The sequence below is a fragment of the Agromyces sp. GXS1127 genome (assembly GCF_050565425.1).
In the GTDB taxonomy this organism is placed as follows: Bacteria; Actinomycetota; Actinomycetes; order Actinomycetales; family Microbacteriaceae; genus Agromyces.
In genome coordinates, this window is the sequence record NZ_JBOCIG010000004.1 from 193,490 (window position 1) to 208,351 (window position 14,862).

Annotated in this window: 11 protein-coding genes; 8 read left to right on the forward strand and 3 right to left on the reverse strand. The window is 72.4% G+C overall.

The genetic code is table 11. The features are described 5' to 3' along the window. Positions 1-33: 33 nt before the first annotated feature. From ACQ393_RS08915 to ACQ393_RS08940, 6 genes are all read left to right on the forward strand, one after another. Positions 34-1,854 (forward strand): DEAD/DEAH box helicase, encoded by a 1,821-nt coding sequence (locus ACQ393_RS08915; protein ID WP_430646470.1) that lies wholly within the window; start codon positions 34-36, stop codon positions 1,852-1,854. A 387-nt stretch (positions 1,855-2,241) separates the two neighbouring features. Further along, positions 2,242-3,654: a glycosyltransferase gene (locus tag ACQ393_RS08920; protein WP_430646471.1), complete on the forward strand. Its 1,413-nt coding sequence runs from the start codon at positions 2,242-2,244 to the stop codon at positions 3,652-3,654. Continuing rightward, a complete protein-coding gene (locus ACQ393_RS08925; RefSeq protein WP_430646472.1) occupies positions 3,651-5,492 on the forward strand; it encodes a right-handed parallel beta-helix repeat-containing protein in 1,842 nt (613 codons plus the stop codon). Before ACQ393_RS08920 ends, ACQ393_RS08925 begins: the two co-directional genes overlap by 4 nt. Beyond that, positions 5,489-6,601: a right-handed parallel beta-helix repeat-containing protein gene (locus ACQ393_RS08930; RefSeq protein WP_430646473.1), complete on the forward strand. Its 1,113-nt coding sequence runs from the start codon at positions 5,489-5,491 to the stop codon at positions 6,599-6,601. The genes ACQ393_RS08925 and ACQ393_RS08930 overlap by 4 nt, the downstream gene beginning before the upstream one ends. Positions 6,602-6,654: 53 nt before the next feature. After that, entirely contained in the window at positions 6,655-8,067 is a 1,413-nt protein-coding gene (locus ACQ393_RS08935) for a UDP-glucose dehydrogenase family protein (RefSeq protein ID WP_430646474.1), read from the forward strand. A 69-nt stretch (positions 8,068-8,136) separates the two neighbouring features. After that, positions 8,137-9,537 carry an MFS transporter gene (locus ACQ393_RS08940; protein ID WP_430646475.1) on the forward strand — a complete coding sequence of 467 codons (1,401 nt, stop codon included), beginning with the start codon at positions 8,137-8,139 and terminating at the stop codon, positions 9,535-9,537. On the opposite strand, the gene ACQ393_RS08945 is transcribed toward ACQ393_RS08940, so the two are convergent. After that, positions 9,483-10,718 (reverse strand): trans-sulfuration enzyme family protein, encoded by a 1,236-nt coding sequence (locus ACQ393_RS08945; protein WP_430646477.1) that lies wholly within the window; start codon positions 10,716-10,718, stop codon positions 9,483-9,485. The genes ACQ393_RS08940 and ACQ393_RS08945 overlap by 55 nt on opposite strands. 108 nt (positions 10,719-10,826) lie before the next feature. On the opposite strand from ACQ393_RS08945, the gene ACQ393_RS08950 reads away from it, so the two are divergent. Next, positions 10,827-11,303: an Lrp/AsnC family transcriptional regulator gene (locus ACQ393_RS08950; protein WP_430646478.1), complete on the forward strand. Its 477-nt coding sequence runs from the start codon at positions 10,827-10,829 to the stop codon at positions 11,301-11,303. Positions 11,304-11,520: 217 nt separating this feature from the next. Further along, a complete protein-coding gene (locus ACQ393_RS08955) occupies positions 11,521-12,615 on the forward strand; it encodes a VIT1/CCC1 transporter family protein (protein ID WP_430646479.1) in 1,095 nt (364 codons plus the stop codon). 66 nt (positions 12,616-12,681) lie between these two features. On the opposite strand, the gene ACQ393_RS08960 is transcribed toward ACQ393_RS08955, so the two are convergent. Continuing rightward, positions 12,682-13,554: a DUF3097 domain-containing protein gene (locus tag ACQ393_RS08960; RefSeq protein WP_430646480.1), complete on the reverse strand. Its 873-nt coding sequence runs from the start codon at positions 13,552-13,554 to the stop codon at positions 12,682-12,684. An 80-nt stretch (positions 13,555-13,634) separates the two neighbouring features. Then, positions 13,635-14,798 carry an MFS transporter gene (locus tag ACQ393_RS08965; RefSeq protein ID WP_430646481.1) on the reverse strand — a complete coding sequence of 388 codons (1,164 nt, stop codon included), beginning with the start codon at positions 14,796-14,798 and terminating at the stop codon, positions 13,635-13,637. Between the last annotated feature and the right edge of the window lie 64 nt (positions 14,799-14,862).

A 14,862-nucleotide genomic window follows, 5' to 3' on the forward strand; every position in this document is an offset into this window, starting at 1 on the left:
CCGTGTCGGGCGACTCGACTACAGTGCTGCAGAGTGAGCAACGCGACCCCCACCGGCAGCCATCACCTGCCCGGCACCTCGGCCGCCGAGCATCTCTCGCCCTCGTTCCCCGCCCGGGCGCCCTGGGGAACCGCGTCGAAGCTCCGCGCCTGGCAGGCCGAGGCGCTCGAGCAGTACTTCGCCACCGAGCCGCGCGACTTCCTCGCCGCCGCGACGCCCGGTGCCGGCAAGACGACGTTCGCGCTCCGCCTCGCAGCGGAGCTGCGTGCCCGCCGGACCATCGACCGGATCACGGTGGTCGCGCCGACCGATCACCTGAAGCGCCAGTGGGCGGATGCCGCGGCGCGCGTCGGCATCCGGCTCGATCCCGGGTTCCGCAACGCCCACGGGCGCAGCGCCCGGCACTACCACGGCGTCGCGGTGACGTACGCGCAGGTCGCCGTGCGACCCGCGCTGCACCGCGAACTCACGCTCTCCGGCCGGTCGCTGATCATCCTCGACGAGGTGCACCACGGCGGCGACACGCTCTCGTGGGGCGACGCGATCCGCGAGGCCTTCGAGCCCGCCACGCGTCGGCTCTCGCTCACCGGCACCCCGTTCCGCAGCGACACCGCACCGATCCCGTTCGTCGACTACGCGCCCGACGAGCAGGGCATCCGCGTCTCCCGGACCGACTACGACTACGGCTACGGCCGCGCCCTCCAGGACGGCGTGGTCCGCCCGGTCCTCTTCATGGTCTACGCGGGGAGCATGCGCTGGCGCACGAAGGCCGGCGACGAGATGGAGGCGCGCCTCGGCGAGGACGCCACGAAGGACATCCACTCCGCGGCCTGGCGCACCGCGCTCGAGCCCACGGGCGAGTGGATCCCCGCCGTGCTGCAGGCCGCCGACCGGCGCCTCACCGAGGTCCGCCACGCGATCCCCGACGCCGGCGCACTCGTCATCGCGACCGACCAGTCCGTCGCCCGCGCCTACGCCGAGATCCTGGAGGGTGTCTGCGGCGAGAAGGTGACCGTCGTCCTCTCCGACGAGAAGGAGGCGTCGGGCCGCATCGAGGAGTTCTCGAACGGCACCAGCCGGTGGATGGTCGCCGTGCGCATGGTGTCCGAGGGCGTCGACGTGCCCCGGCTCGCGGTCGGCGTGTATGCGACGAGCTCGTCGACGCCGCTGTTCTTCGCCCAGGCGATCGGCCGCTTCGTGCGGGCCCGGCGCCGCGGCGAGACCGCGTCGGTGTTCCTGCCGAACGTGCCCGTGCTCATGGCGCTCGCGGGCGAGCTCGAGCGGCAGCGCGACCATGCGCTCGACCGGCGTTCGGGTGACGACGACGATCCGGGCCTCGACGACGGCCTGCTCGAGTCGGCCAACCGCGAGGAGAAGGGCTCCGATGAGCTTCAGGACGAGTTCACCTGGCAGGCCCTCGGCTCGGATGCCACGTTCGACCGCGTGGTCTACGACGGCACCGACTTCGGCACGTTCGCCGAGCCGGGCAGCGACGAGGAGCTCGACTTCATCGGACTGCCGGGCATCCTCGAACCCGAGCAGGTCCACGAGCTGCTGCGCCACCGCCAGGCCCGGCAGGCGCGACGCGCGTCCGACCGGCGCAAGCACGTGGCATCCACGGAGGACGACGGGCCCGGGCACGCCGAGCCGGTCGCGCTCTACCGCACGCTCAAGGAGCAGCGCTCGCTGCTGAACAGCCTCGTCGGGCTGTACGCACGACAGAGCGGCCAGGCGCACTCCCTCGTGCACGCCGACTTGCGCCGCGCGTGCGGTGGCCCGGATGTCGCCCACGCGACGGTCACGCAGCTGCAGTCGCGCATCGAGCTGCTGCGGAAGCGGCTCTCGGGTCGCTGAGTCCCGATCGCGCCGGCCGGTATCGAACGACGACCTCCGCAGACTCGGAGGATCCACGCAGGCGACGCGGTCCCGTCGAACGCCTCGTCCCGGCCCACCGGGGACCTCGGTCGCGTCGGACGGTCGGCCGGAGATCCCCGGTTACCTGGGCATCCGGAGCCCCGAGCGGGGTGGGCTCGCCATCGAGGCGGGGCACCGTAACGAGCCATCCGGCACGTGTAAACCCCGGGGTCGTTCTCCGGGTCGCAGGCGTAACGTGGCCGCCTTCCGGACGCCGGCGCCCGACCCGAAGGGGACGCCCAGGTCTCCGCCCAGGAAGACCGGCGCCGGATGGTGAACGGGTCGCCCTGACGGGTCGTGAGCCGCAAGCCACGAGCGAGGAACCCGATGAACATCACCCACACCGCGCCGTCGAGCGTGCCCGACGCCCATCCGGCGATGCACGCGGCGGGCACGACTGAGACGACTGCGCTCACGTCCCTCCTGGAGGACCTCGCGTCGTTCTGGGACACCGTCGCGCCGTACTTCCCGATCGCGATCGCCGGCACGATCGTCTGGGGGCTCTGGATCTACCGATTCGTGCTCTCGCGACGCGCCCGGCCCATCTGGAACGATCACCGGACGACCACGTCCGTGATCGTGCCGTCCTTCCACGAGGATCCGGACATCCTGATGCGATGCCTGGACTCCTGGCGGTCGCAGGACCCCGACGAGATCATCATCGTCCTGGATGTCGAGGACCTGATCGCCTACGACCGGATCACCGCGCTCGGCGACAGCCGGCTGCGCCCCATCCTGTTCGACCACGTCGGCAAGCGCTCGGCGCTCGGCGCCGGCATCCGACAGGCGCGCTTCGAGGTCCTCGTCCTGACCGACTCCGACACCTTCTGGCAGCCGGGGCTGCTGCGCCGGGTGCAGATGCCGTTCGTCGACCCGCTCGTTGGCGGTGTCGGCACCCAGCAGAACGTGTACCAGCGCAACAGCAGCATCTGGCGCAAGGTCGCGGACTGGCTGGTGAACCTGCGGTACTACGACTACGTGCCCGCGATGGGTCGGGCCGGCGCCGTGCCGATCCTCTCCGGACGGACGGCGGCCTACCGCCGCGAGGCCGTGCTCACGGTGCTCGACCATCTCGAGAACGAGTTCTTCCTCGGCAAGCGCTGCGTCGCCGGCGACGACGGACGCCTCACCTGGCTGGTCCTCGCGTCGGGTTACCGCACCGTGCACCAGTCCACGGCCCGCGCCACCTCGATGTTCCCGGCCACGTTCCGGGCGTTCGTGAAGCAGCGCGTGCGCTGGAGCCGGAACTCCTATCGGACCTACCTGACGGCGGCCGCCAAGGGCTGGCTCTGGCAGGTGCCGTTCGTGACCAAGGTGACGGTCCTCCAGATCCTGCTGACGCCCGTGACGATGGGCCTCACGCTCTTCTACCTGATCTTCGCCCGGCTCGAGCCGACACCGGTCGGCATCGCCGCCGCGGCCGCGTGGCTGTTGGTCGGCCGCGGCATCCGCGGGTACTCGAACCTGCGACGCAACCCGAAGGACCTGCTGATCCTGCCGGTGCTGACGCTGACGGTGATCTTCATCGCCCTGCCGGTCAAGCTGCTCGCCTTCGTCACGATGAACCGCCAGGGCTGGTTGACGCGCCGCGAGGGCCAGATCGGCGGCGACGGCCAGGACGCGGCGACCGTCACCGAGCGTGCCGCGCCCGCCGTCGTCACCGTGGACGAACGGAAGGTCGCGCCCGAAGGCGTGCCGCTCGACGACCGCGAGCCCGAGCCGAAGGGGGTGCCCGCATGACCCGCCTGCAACGACTGCTCGGCGCCATCCTCGTCGGCGTCTTCATCCTCGGCGTCGCCGTGCTCGGCGGAGTCGTCTCGAGCGATCGCAGCACGACCGAGGCCGTTGGCCGGAACGAGATCGCCGCGAACGGCACGGTGCAGGGCCGGCTCTACCCGGGCGACCCGGAGACGGAGGCGGGACTCGTCGATCGCGAGGCCGAGCGCGTCGGATTCGTCCGCTCGGTCGCCGCAACGGTGCCCTGGCGGATCCCGGGAGCCGACGGCGCCTACCGCGTCCCGACGACGCCGCTGTCCACGCTCGTGCTCCCCGCTCGGGAGGAGCCGTACACCCTCGACGACCTCCGCGCGCTCGCGCCGGACACCTTCGTCGACGAGGGCGACGGACGGTACCTGCTCAGCGAGCACGTGCTCGTGCTCCCCGGCGCCCGATTCAGCCTGGCGGCCGGGTCGCCCGTCACGATCGAGATGCAGAGCGACGCCGAGGGCTTCGCGTCCTTCGTCTCCCTCGGCGCGGACCTCGACATCGTCGGCACGGAGGAGGCGCCAGTCACCTTCATCAGCCGCGCGGGGGGCCCAGGCGCCCCGGACACCGACACGTCGGACGGCCGAGCGTACGTGCGTGTCATCGGTGGCCCGGTCGACGTGCGCTACGCCCGCTTCGCCGACCTCGGTTTCTGGAGCGGGAACACCGGAGGGTTCTCCCTCACCGGGCTCGATACGGAATCCGGGGCGGATGCGCTGCCAGAGCTCGCCGAACCGGCGGACGGTGCGGCGGGTGCGGCGGGTGCGACGATCCTCGCGCCCGATCAGCTCGAGGCGCTGGCCACGGACGAGGGCGATCCCGGTGGAGTGACCGGATCGCTGCAGCACGTCGAATCCGACGGCAATGCCTTCGGCCTCTTCGTCTCCCGTGCCAGTGAACTCGCCATCTCGGACTCGAACGTGCGCGCCGCGCTGGTCGACGGCATCGTGCTCCACCGATACGTGTCGGACACCTCGGTCAGCTCGACGGAGTCGACGGGGAACGCCGTCGACGGCCTCGCCGTCGAGCGTTCCAGCTCGCGGCTCGACCTGACCGGCCTCGTCGTCGGCGACAACGGCCGGAACGGGGTCTCCATCGACGGTCGACCGCTCGCGGACGGACCGAGCGCACAGGGCACCGACGTGTCCGCGTCCGGCGAGATCCGCCTGACCGACGCGAAGGTGACCGGCAACGCCCGCTACGGGGTCGAGGTGAACGGCGGCGAGCAGATCACGGTCGCCGACTCGACGATCGCCGGGAACGAGGTCGGCCTCGTGCTCGACCACCGCGCCCGAACCGTCGCGGTGCGGGAGAACGTGTTCGAGGACCAGCCCCGGGCGATCGCGGTCCGCCGAGCGGTCGACGACGCGCGCGTCGTCGGCAACGAGATCACCACGGCCGACACGGGCGTCCACGTCCGCTCGTCGTCGGTGCTGATCGAGGACAACCGCATCTCCGATGTCTCGAACCACGCCGTGACCGTCGCGGGTTCGGCCGAGGGGACCCGGGTGCACGCCAACGAGATCGCCGGGTACGGAACGACCGCCATCCACGTGGACGGATCCCGTGCGACCATCTCCGGCAATGACACGGAGGCGTGGTCGCCGCCTGTCACGACGACTTCGGTGGTCCAGACGCTGTCGCAGCCGCTCAGCCTGATCTGGGCCGCCCTGGGCCTGCTCCTCCTCTTCACCGCCCTGACCGGACGCCGCCGGCGGGGAACGCGGAACCCCTACGCGGAGCGCGTCCCCCTCACCGCACTCAGCCGAGGCATCGTGCCAGCGGAACAGCTGAAGAAGGGAACGAATCGATGAACGACCTCCGAACGACGCACGAGGACCGCCGACACCCGTGGCAGCGGCATCCGCTCGCCTTCGCGGCCCTCATCGTGGCCGCCGTACTCGCACTCGGGGCCGGCGCGACGGCGATCGCGTGGGCCGTGCAGCAGGATGACGCCCCAGCCGACGACGCGAGCGCCCCTCGCTCCGACGCGCGTGATGACGCCACGCCCGATGCGGACGCCGAACCGGGGGACTGCCCGGACCCCGATGTCACGGTGGGCGACGCAGCGGCACTGCAGGATGCGCTCGACGGCGCACAGCCGGGCGAGGTCATCCTCGTCGAGGCCGGCCGCTACGTCGGGGAGTTCACCGCGTCGGCGCAGGGCACGGCCGAGGAGCCGGTCACGCTGTGCGGGACCCACGAGTCGGTCCTCGACGGCGGCGGGATCGACCAGGGGTACGTGCTCCACCTCGACGGGGTCTCCCACTGGACCGTCCAGGGGCTGGCGCTCGAGAACGGCCAGAAGGGCCTGATGGCCGATGGCGCCACCCACACCGAGATCCGAGGCCTCTCGGTCTCGAAGATCGGCGACGAGGCCATCCACCTCCGTGCAGCCAGCACCGACAACCTGGTGACGGGCAACGTCGTGAGCGACACGGGGCAGCGCAAGCCGAAGTTCGGTGAGGGCATCTACGTCGGCACCGCCGAGAGCAACTGGTGCGACATCAGCGACTGCGAGCCCGACCCGAGCGACCGCAACGTGATCGAGGGCAACGAGATCTCGCGCACCACCGCGGAGAGCATCGACATCAAGGAGGGCACGAGCGAGGGCATCGTCCGCGACAACACGTTCGACGGTGCGAGCCTCGTGATCGACGACGCCGATTCGTGGGTCGACGTGAAGGGCAACGACTGGCTCATCGAGGGCAACTCGGGCGTCAGCTCGGCGGCCGACGGCTTCCAGACGCACGAGATCCTCGACGGCTGGGGCACCCGCAACGTCTTCCGCGACAACACCGCCGCGCTCGACGGCGCGGGGCTCGGCTTCGCACTGAAGCCGGCCCGGGAGAACGTCCTCGAGTGCTCGAACGAGGTGTCGGGACCCGGAGCCGAACTGAGCAACGTCGAGTGCCGCGACTGACGTCAGCGCGCCCACCCCACCCCCTGACCACCATCCGACCACCGGAGGAACCGATGACTTCCACCACCCGCACCCCCGATCGTCCCGAGATCGCCGAGCATCCGCGCATGAGCGTCGTCGGCGTCGGTTACCTCGGCGCGACGCACGCCGCCTGCATGGCCGCGCTCGGCTTCGAGGTCCTCGGCGTCGACATCGACGAGGTGAAGATCGCCGCGCTCCGTTCCGGGCGCGTGCCCTTCTTCGAGCCGGGCCTGCAGGAGCTGCTCGTCGAGCAGCTGGCGTCCGGGCGACTGCGGTTCTCGACCGACTTCGACGAGGCCGCCCGCTTCGGCGACGTCCACTTCATCTGCGTCGGCACGCCGCAGGCGGCCGATTCCCCGGCCGCCGACCTCACCTACGTGGATGCCGCGGTCGATGCCCTCGCGAGCCGCATCGACCGCCGCGCGCTCATCGTGGGCAAGTCGACCGTGCCGACCGGGACGGCCGAGCGACTCACGGAGCGCATCCGCGAGATCGCGCCCGCCGGCGCGGAGCTCGAGCTCGCATGGAACCCCGAGTTCCTCCGCGAGGGCTTCGCCGTAGACGACACACTCCACCCTGACCGACTGGTCTTCGGCGTCGCATCCGAGTGGGCCGAGCGCCAGCTGGCCGCGGCGTACGCACCGCTCTTCGCCGACGAGACCCCCCTCGTGGTGACCGATCTCGCCACCGCCGAGCTCGTGAAGGTCGCGGCGAACTCGTTCCTCGCGACGAAGATCTCCTACATCAACGCCATGGCGGAGGTCTGCGAGGCCACGGGCGCCGACGTCGACCACCTCGCGTCCGCCCTCTCGTTCGACTCGAGGATCGGCGGCCGCTTCCTCAAGCCGGGTCTCGGCTTCGGCGGCGGGTGCCTGCCCAAGGACATCCGAGCATTCACCCACCGTGCCGAGGAACTCGGGGTGGGGCAGGCCGTCGCGTTCCTCCATGAGGTCGACCACATCAACACCCGGCGTCGGCTGCGGACCGTCGACCTGGTGCGCGAAGCCGCAGGCGGAGAGCTCCGGGGCGCCGCCGTGGCGGCCCTCGGAGCCGCGTTCAAGCCGGACTCGGACGACGTCCGCGATGCTCCGGCACTCGATGTCGCGCGCATGCTGTGGCTCGAGGGCGCCGACGTGCGCGTCTACGATCCCCACGCGAACGAGAACGCCCACCGTGCGTACCCGGATCTCGTCTACGCCGACTCGATGGCCGATGCGGTGGAGGGGGCCGACGTGGTGGCCCTGCTCACGGAGTGGGCCGAGTTTGCCGAGGCGGACCCGGAGGAGCTCGGCGACCGGGTGGCGAACCGGCGGATCGTCGACGGGCGCCACGCGCTGGACGGCGACGCGTACCGTGCCGCGGGCTGGGAGGTGCGGTCGCTCGGTCGGCCCGCGGTGAGCGAGGAGCCCCGAGTCGAGGCATCGGTCCCGAGCCGGCGGCGCTGAGCACCGTGCGGCGACGGCTGCGACCGGTGGCGGTCGGGACCGTCGCACGTCCGGCGTAGCATGGCGCGCATGGACCGGCGGACGCGCGTACTCGTCATCGCCGTGGTCGTCGCGTTCATCGCGTTCCTCGACGGGGCGGTCATCAACATCGCGCTCCCCGCGATCGAGGCCGACCTCGGCGGCGGTCTCTCGCTGCAGCAGTGGGCCGTCGACGCGTACCTGCTCACCCTGGGGTCGCTCATCCTGCTCGCCGGGTCGCTCTCCGACTCGTTCGGGCGGCTCCGCATCCTGCGGTTCGGGCTGGTCGGGTTCGGCATCACCTCGATCGCGTGCGCCGTCGCGACGGGCGGCACGGTGCTGATCGTCGCGCGCGCCCTCCAGGGGGCCGCCGGCGCGCTCCTCGTCCCGAGCTCGCTCGCGCTCATCATCGCCACGTTCCCGTCGTCCGAGCAGGGCCGCGCGATCGGACGCTGGACCGCGTGGACGACGAGCGCGTTCCTCATCGGACCGATCCTCGGCGGTGCGTTCGTCGACCTGTTCTCGTGGCGACTGGTGTTCGCGATCAACGTGCTCCCGATCGCGGTGGCGCTCGTCATGATGCATCCGCTCGGCCGCGACGAACCGAACCCGGATCGGGCGCGCGTCGACTGGGTCGGGGCCGCGCTCGGCGTCGTCGGGCTCGGCGGCACGGTGTTCGCGCTGATCGAGCAGGGGAGACTCGGCTGGGGGCACCCGCTCGTGTTCGTGCCCGCAGCGCTCGGCGTCGCGGCGCTCGTGGCGTTCGTCCTGTGGGAGCGGCGCGCTCCCGCCCCCATGCTGCCCCTCACGTTGTTCCGTGCGCGGAATTTCGCCGCGGGCAACCTCGCGACGTGGTTCATCTACGCGGCGTTCAGCCTGGGGCTCTTCGCGCTGCCGATCTTCCTCCAGCAGGTCGGCGGATTCCCCGCGACCCTCGCCGGGCTCGCGACGCTGCCGCCGACGGTGATGCTCGTGATCCTCGGATCGTGGTTCGGCACCCTCGGGGGGCGGATCGGGCCGCGCGTGCTCATGACCGCCGGGCCGATCGTCGTCGCGGCCGGCTACCTGCTCACGCTGATGATCGACGTGCCGGTCGAGTACTGGTGGCAGGTGCTCCCCGGCATGCTCGTCGTCGGGCTCGGCATGGCGATGACCGTGGCGCCGCTCACCTCCGCGATCCTCGGCGCGGTCGATCCGTCGCGGGCCGGCATCGGCTCGGCCGTCAACAACGCGGTCTCGCGGATCGCGGGCCTGGTCTCCATCGCGTCGATCGGCGTGATCGTCGGAGACGCGCTCGACGTCGACGGCTATCACCGGGTCGCGGTGGTCACCGCCGTGCTGCTCGTCGTCGGCGGCATCGTGTCGTGGGTCGGCATCCGGAATCCGGCGCCGGCGGATCAGGTCGATGCGCCGCCCGAGGCCGCGAGCTCCGACGAGCGCCCGAGGTCCTGAGCGTCCGACGCGGCGTCGAGGGCCGCCATGAGGTCGGCCGTCAGGTCGTCGACGTGCTCGAGCCCGATCGAGAGCCGGACCACGCCCGCATCGGGCTTCGCGTGCGCCGCGACGGGCCGATGGGTGAGCGAGGCCGGGTGCTGCACGAGCGAGTCGACCCCGCCGAGCGAGACCGCGTGCGTCACGAGCCGGCACGCCTCGGTGAACCGGCACGCCGCGTCGTAGCCGCCCGCGAGCTCCAGCGCGATGATGGATCCGGCACCCGCCATCTGGCGACCGATCAGCCCCCGCGGGTCCTGGCCGGGCAGGCCGGGGTACCGCACCCGGGCGACGGCCGGGTGCGCCCCGAGGCGGCGCGCGAGTTCGCCCGCGGTCTCCTGTTGCGCGCGCACGCGCACCGGCAGCGTCCGGATGCCGCGGTGGAGCAGGTACGCGCCCATCGGGTGGAGCAGCCCGCCGGTCAGCGCACGCACCCGGCGCAGGCGTTCGACCCACTCGGTCGGGCCCGCCACCACGCCGCCCATCGCGTCGCCGTGACCCCCGAGGTACTTCGTCGCACTGTGCAGGACGAGGGTGGCGCCGTGCTCGACGGGGCGCTGGAGCACGGGGGTCGCGAAGGTGTTGTCGACCAGGAGCGGCACGGTGCCCGCGGCATCCGCGACCCGACGCAGGTCGAGCAGCTCGAGCGTCGGGTTCGCGGGCGTCTCGACGATGACGAGCCCGGTGTCGGGGCGGATGGCGGCGGCGATGCCGTCGACGTCGGTCCAGGTCACGGTCGTGCCGAGCAGGCCGCTCTCGAGCACGTGGTCGCTGCCGCCGTAGAGGGGCCGGACGGCGACGACGTGCGGCGTGCCCGCCGTCGTGGCCGCGATGAGCGTCGCGGCGAGCGCCGCCATGCCGGTCGCGAAGGCGACGGAGCCCTCGGCGCCCTCCAGGTCGGCGAGGGCGGTCTCGAACCGGGCGACGCCGGGGTGCCAGAGACGCTGGTAGACCGCCGAGCGACCCTCGGTCAGGCAGCCGCCGGTCGCGAGCTCCTCGTACGACATCCCGCCGTTCTCCACGTCGCCGAGGGGGTTCGTCGTGGAAAGATCGATGGTGGGAACGTGGGAGCCCTGCTCGCGCACCCCCTCCATCCCAGCGTGGACGGCACGGGTCTCGAAGTTCGACGACGGTGTCAACATGCGAGCAGGCTACAGAATCTGTGACCAATTCGGGTGTCTTGCGAAGATGCTTTCGATTCAGGCAAAATTCACGAAGAAGCTTCACGCTCGACCGGGAGGAATCCGACCATGGCGCAGAAAGCGGAACTCGATCGGGTCGACCGGGCCCTGCTCACGGCCCTCTCGAAGAATGCGCGCGCGTCGGGTGCGGCGCTCGCCGCGGAGGTCGGCGTCGCCGAGTCCACGGTCTCGCTCCGGCTGCGCCGGCTCCAGAGCCTCGGCACCATCCGCGGCTACCGCGTCGACGTCGACCTCGTCTCACTCGGGGTGTCCCTGCAGGCGCTCATCGCGATCCGGCTCGTCAAGCACGACCGGAGCGAGATCGACGCGTTCCGGAACGCGGTGCCGCACCTGCCGGGCGTGCTCGGCGTGTTCCACATGGCCGGCGCCGAGGACTACCTGCTGCACGTCGCGGCCCGCGACGCCGAGGAGCTGCGGGAGTTCGTGCTCGCGCACCTCACCGGTCACCCGGCCGTCGCGCACACCGAGACGAACCTGATCTTCGAGCACGCCGAGGGCGACGGCTGGCAGAAGCTCGTCGGCTGAGCCGCATCGAGCGGCTGCGACGCGGTCGGATTTCGGCCCGAGGCGGCGAGCGCCTGGTTCGGCGATCCGAAATGCTGCCAATCCGGGTCCACGGCGCGACGCGGCGGCAGCCGGCCCACTAGCCTTGCGGAGGCCCGGACGGGCCGATACGCGACGAGGCGGGCGACCGGCCCTCGAGGCATCCGATCGGGCGCTCGCGACCTTCGGATGGAGCAGGATGACCGCCGACGAGCCCCAGGGCACGCCAGCCGACCGCACGCGCTGGAAGCGCTACCTCGCCGACGAGCGCGCCGAGGCCGCGGTGTACCGCGAACTCGCGGCACGCCGGACCGGTGAGGAGCGCGAGATCCTGCTCGCGCTGGCCGCCGCCGAGGGCCGCCACGAGGCGCACTGGCTGCGCCTGCTCGACGGCGACGACGCCGGCATCCCGCGGGCCGACCTGCGCACCCGGATGCTCGCGGCGCTCGCGCGCCGGTTCGGCTCGATCTTCGTGCTCGCGCTCGCGCAGCGCGCCGAGGCGCGGTCGCCCTATGCCACGGACCCGCATGCGACCGCGGCGATGGCCGCCGATGAGCGCATCCACGGCGAGGTGGTGCGCGGCCTCGCGGCGCGCGGCCGACGCCGGCTCGCCGGGACCTTCCGTGCCGCGGTGTTCGGCGCGAACGACGGTCTCGTCTCGAACCTCGCGCTCGTCCTCGGCATCGGCGCGACGGGCGTCCCGGCGCCGGTGGTGCTGTTCACCGGCATCGCCGGGCTCCTCGCCGGCGCGCTGTCGATGGGTGCCGGCGAGTACGTCTCCGTCCGCTCGCAGCGCGAGCTCCTGGAGGCGTCCGCCCCCGACCCCGGCGCGCGCGACGCGCTCGGCGACCTCGACCTCGACGCGAACGAGCTCGCGCTCGTGTACCGCGCGAGGGGCATGGCCGAGGACGAGGCCGTCGACCAGGCCGCCCTCGTCCTCGCGCGCGTCCAGGCGGCCGAGCGACTGCAGGCGCCGACCGACGCCATCGGCACCATGGAGCACGACGACGAGGCGATCGGCACCGGCATGAGCGCGGCCGTGTCGAGCTTCGCGTTCTTCGCGTCGGGCGCGCTCATCCCCGTGCTGCCCTGGCTGATCGGGATGTCCGGGCTCGCTGCGACCATCACCGCGGCCGTGCTCGTCAGCATCGCGCTGCTCGCCACGGGCGCGACCGTGGGCCTGCTCTCGGGCGCGTCGCCGCTGAAGCGGGCGCTCCGCCAGCTCGGGATCGGCCTCGGCGCGGCCGCCGTCACGTACGTGCTGGGGCTCGCGTTCGGCACGACGATCGCCTAGCGGCGACGGGCGCATGTTCCGGGCGCGCCGGTCCGACGTCGCGGGCCGCCGGCGCGGCCGGCCGAGTCAGTCGACCGGCGCGGTCACGAAGTCGATGAGCTCCTCGACCCGGCCGAGCAGCGCGGGCTCGAGGTCGCCGTAGCCGCGGACCTGCCCGAGGATCCGCTGCCAGGCGTGCGCGATGTCGGCCTGGTCCTCGTGCGGCCAGCCGAACGCGGCGCACACCCCGTGCTTCCACGACGTGCCGCGCGGGATCACGGGCCACGCCTCACGGCCGACGCGAGCGGGCTTCACGCCCTGCCAGATGTCGATGAACGGGTGGCCCACGACGAGCACATGACCGCGGTGCCGGCCGCGCATGACGGCGTCGGCGATCCGCTGCTCCTTCGAGCCGGGGACGAGGTGGTCGACGAGCACGCCGACGCGCCGACCCGGCCCGGGAGCGAACTCGTCGAGGATCCCGTCGAGCACGTCGACGCCCTCGAGGTACTCCACGACGACGCCCTCGACCCGCAGGTCGGCGCCCCAGATCTTCTCGACGAGCTCGGCGTCGTGCCGCCCCTCGACGAAGATCCGGCTCGGCAGCGCGACCCTCGCCGGGCGTCCGGGCTCCACCGCGTAGGAGCCCGACGCCGTGCGCAGTCGGCCCTGCGGTGCGGCGGCCTTCGGTGCGACGAGGCGAACGGGCTCGCCTTCGACGAGGAAGCCGTGGCCCAGCGGGAACATGCGCGTCCGGCCGTGCCGGTCTTCGAGCGTCACGGTCTGCTTCTCGACGGCGACGACCGCCCCGCAGTAGCCGTCGGCCGCGAGTTCGACGACGAGGTCGCGCGTCGCGGGCACCTCGGGGATCGTGCGGCGGCCCGCCGCGCGCCAGTCGCCGGCGAGCACGTCCTGGCCGTAGCGGTCGGGTCCGAATCGGTCGTTCGAGGCAGGGGGCACCGCCTGAGATTAACGGATGTCGCGGCACGCCGCGTCGCGACACGAGCGGGTTCCGCGGACGATCCGACCGTCGTGGACGATCAGGCCGCCGTGGCGCGCGCCCGCAGCGCGAGCCCCGCCGTCCAGGCCGCACCCGCCCACGCGATCGCCGCCGCCGCGGCGAACGCCCACGGTATGCCGAGCGGGGCGGCGACGAATCCGAGCAGGATCGGCCCGATGCCGAGCCCGAGGTCGATCGCCGCGCTGCCGGTGCCCGAAGCGATCCCCCGCTCGGACGGCGAGGCCGTCGCGAAGATCGCCGAGAAGAAGGCCGGCGTGCTGAACGCGACACCGATGGCCATGACGACGGTCGCGACGACGAACCCCACGGGCTGCCGCCACACGGCGGCGATCACCGCGCCGATCCCGATCGCCGTGACCGCTGCCGTGCCGAGCACGAGCGATGGGACGCGATCCGGCACGCGGGCGAACGCGAGCCGGCACACCACGACCGTTCCGCCGTAGACCAGGAGGATCACGCTCGGCGTCTCGAACCCGATGCGGGTCGCGTGCAGGGAGGCGAACGCGAGGAGCCCGCCCATCGCGATGAGCGAGGTCAGGAAGCCGAGCGAGGCGGGGATCGCCGGTCGATGGATGATCCGCAGCGGCCCCTCCGTCGTCGGCGCGGCCGTTCGCGTCTCGCCGACGAGGAGGACCGTGGTCGCCGCGACCGCCGCGACCACGGCTGCACCGATCCACACGGCCGTGTACCCGCCGGCATCGAACACGACCTCGCCGATCGGCGGCCCGATCGCGAGCCCGAGGTAGAGCCCGAGCGAGTTGTACGACAGCGCCTCGCCCATGCGCTCCGGCGGGGCGATGTCGGCGAGCGCCGCGAAGCTCGCGACGAAGAACGCGGCCTCGGCGACCCCGGCGAGCAGGCGCAGGCCGATGACGGCGACGAGCGACTCGGCGACGGCGGTGAGCGCGAACGTCGACGCGAGGAGCAGCGCCCCGCCGACGAGCAGCGGTCGACGACCGTACCGGTCGGCGAGGCGCCCGGAGATCGGCCGCAGCACCAGCGCGGAGACGGCGAACGCCCCGAATGCGATGCCGGCGGCGGCCTCGTCGCCGGCGATCGGCCCGACGACGTAGAGGGGCAGCGCGAAGATCGCCATGCCGTGTGCCGTGAAGTAGGCGAGGTCGGCGGCCGCGAGGGCGATGAACGCCGTCGTGATGAGCGGTGCACGTGTCGGCTCGGCCACGGGAGACTCCGTCAGCCGGCCGCCGCGGCGATGGACACGGCCATGCTCCAGCGTATCGCCGCCG

What these genes read in the sequence shown, in the direction of transcription:
- ACQ393_RS08920 (WP_430646471.1), top strand. Translation starts at nt 2,242, where the DNA reads ATGAACATCACCCACACCGCGCCGTCGAGCGTGCCCGACGCCCATCCG.
- ACQ393_RS08925 (WP_430646472.1), top strand. Translation starts at nt 3,651, where the DNA reads ATGACCCGCCTGCAACGACTGCTCGGCGCCATCCTCGTCGGCGTCTTC.
- ACQ393_RS08930 (WP_430646473.1), top strand. Translation starts at nt 5,489, where the DNA reads ATGAACGACCTCCGAACGACGCACGAGGACCGCCGACACCCGTGGCAG.
- ACQ393_RS08935 (WP_430646474.1), top strand. Translation starts at nt 6,655, where the DNA reads ATGACTTCCACCACCCGCACCCCCGATCGTCCCGAGATCGCCGAGCAT.
- ACQ393_RS08940 (WP_430646475.1), top strand. Translation starts at nt 8,137, where the DNA reads ATGGACCGGCGGACGCGCGTACTCGTCATCGCCGTGGTCGTCGCGTTC.
- ACQ393_RS08945 (WP_430646477.1), bottom strand. Translation starts at nt 10,718, where the DNA reads ATGTTGACACCGTCGTCGAACTTCGAGACCCGTGCCGTCCACGCTGGG.
- ACQ393_RS08950 (WP_430646478.1), top strand. Translation starts at nt 10,827, where the DNA reads ATGGCGCAGAAAGCGGAACTCGATCGGGTCGACCGGGCCCTGCTCACG.
- ACQ393_RS08955 (WP_430646479.1), top strand. Translation starts at nt 11,521, where the DNA reads ATGACCGCCGACGAGCCCCAGGGCACGCCAGCCGACCGCACGCGCTGG.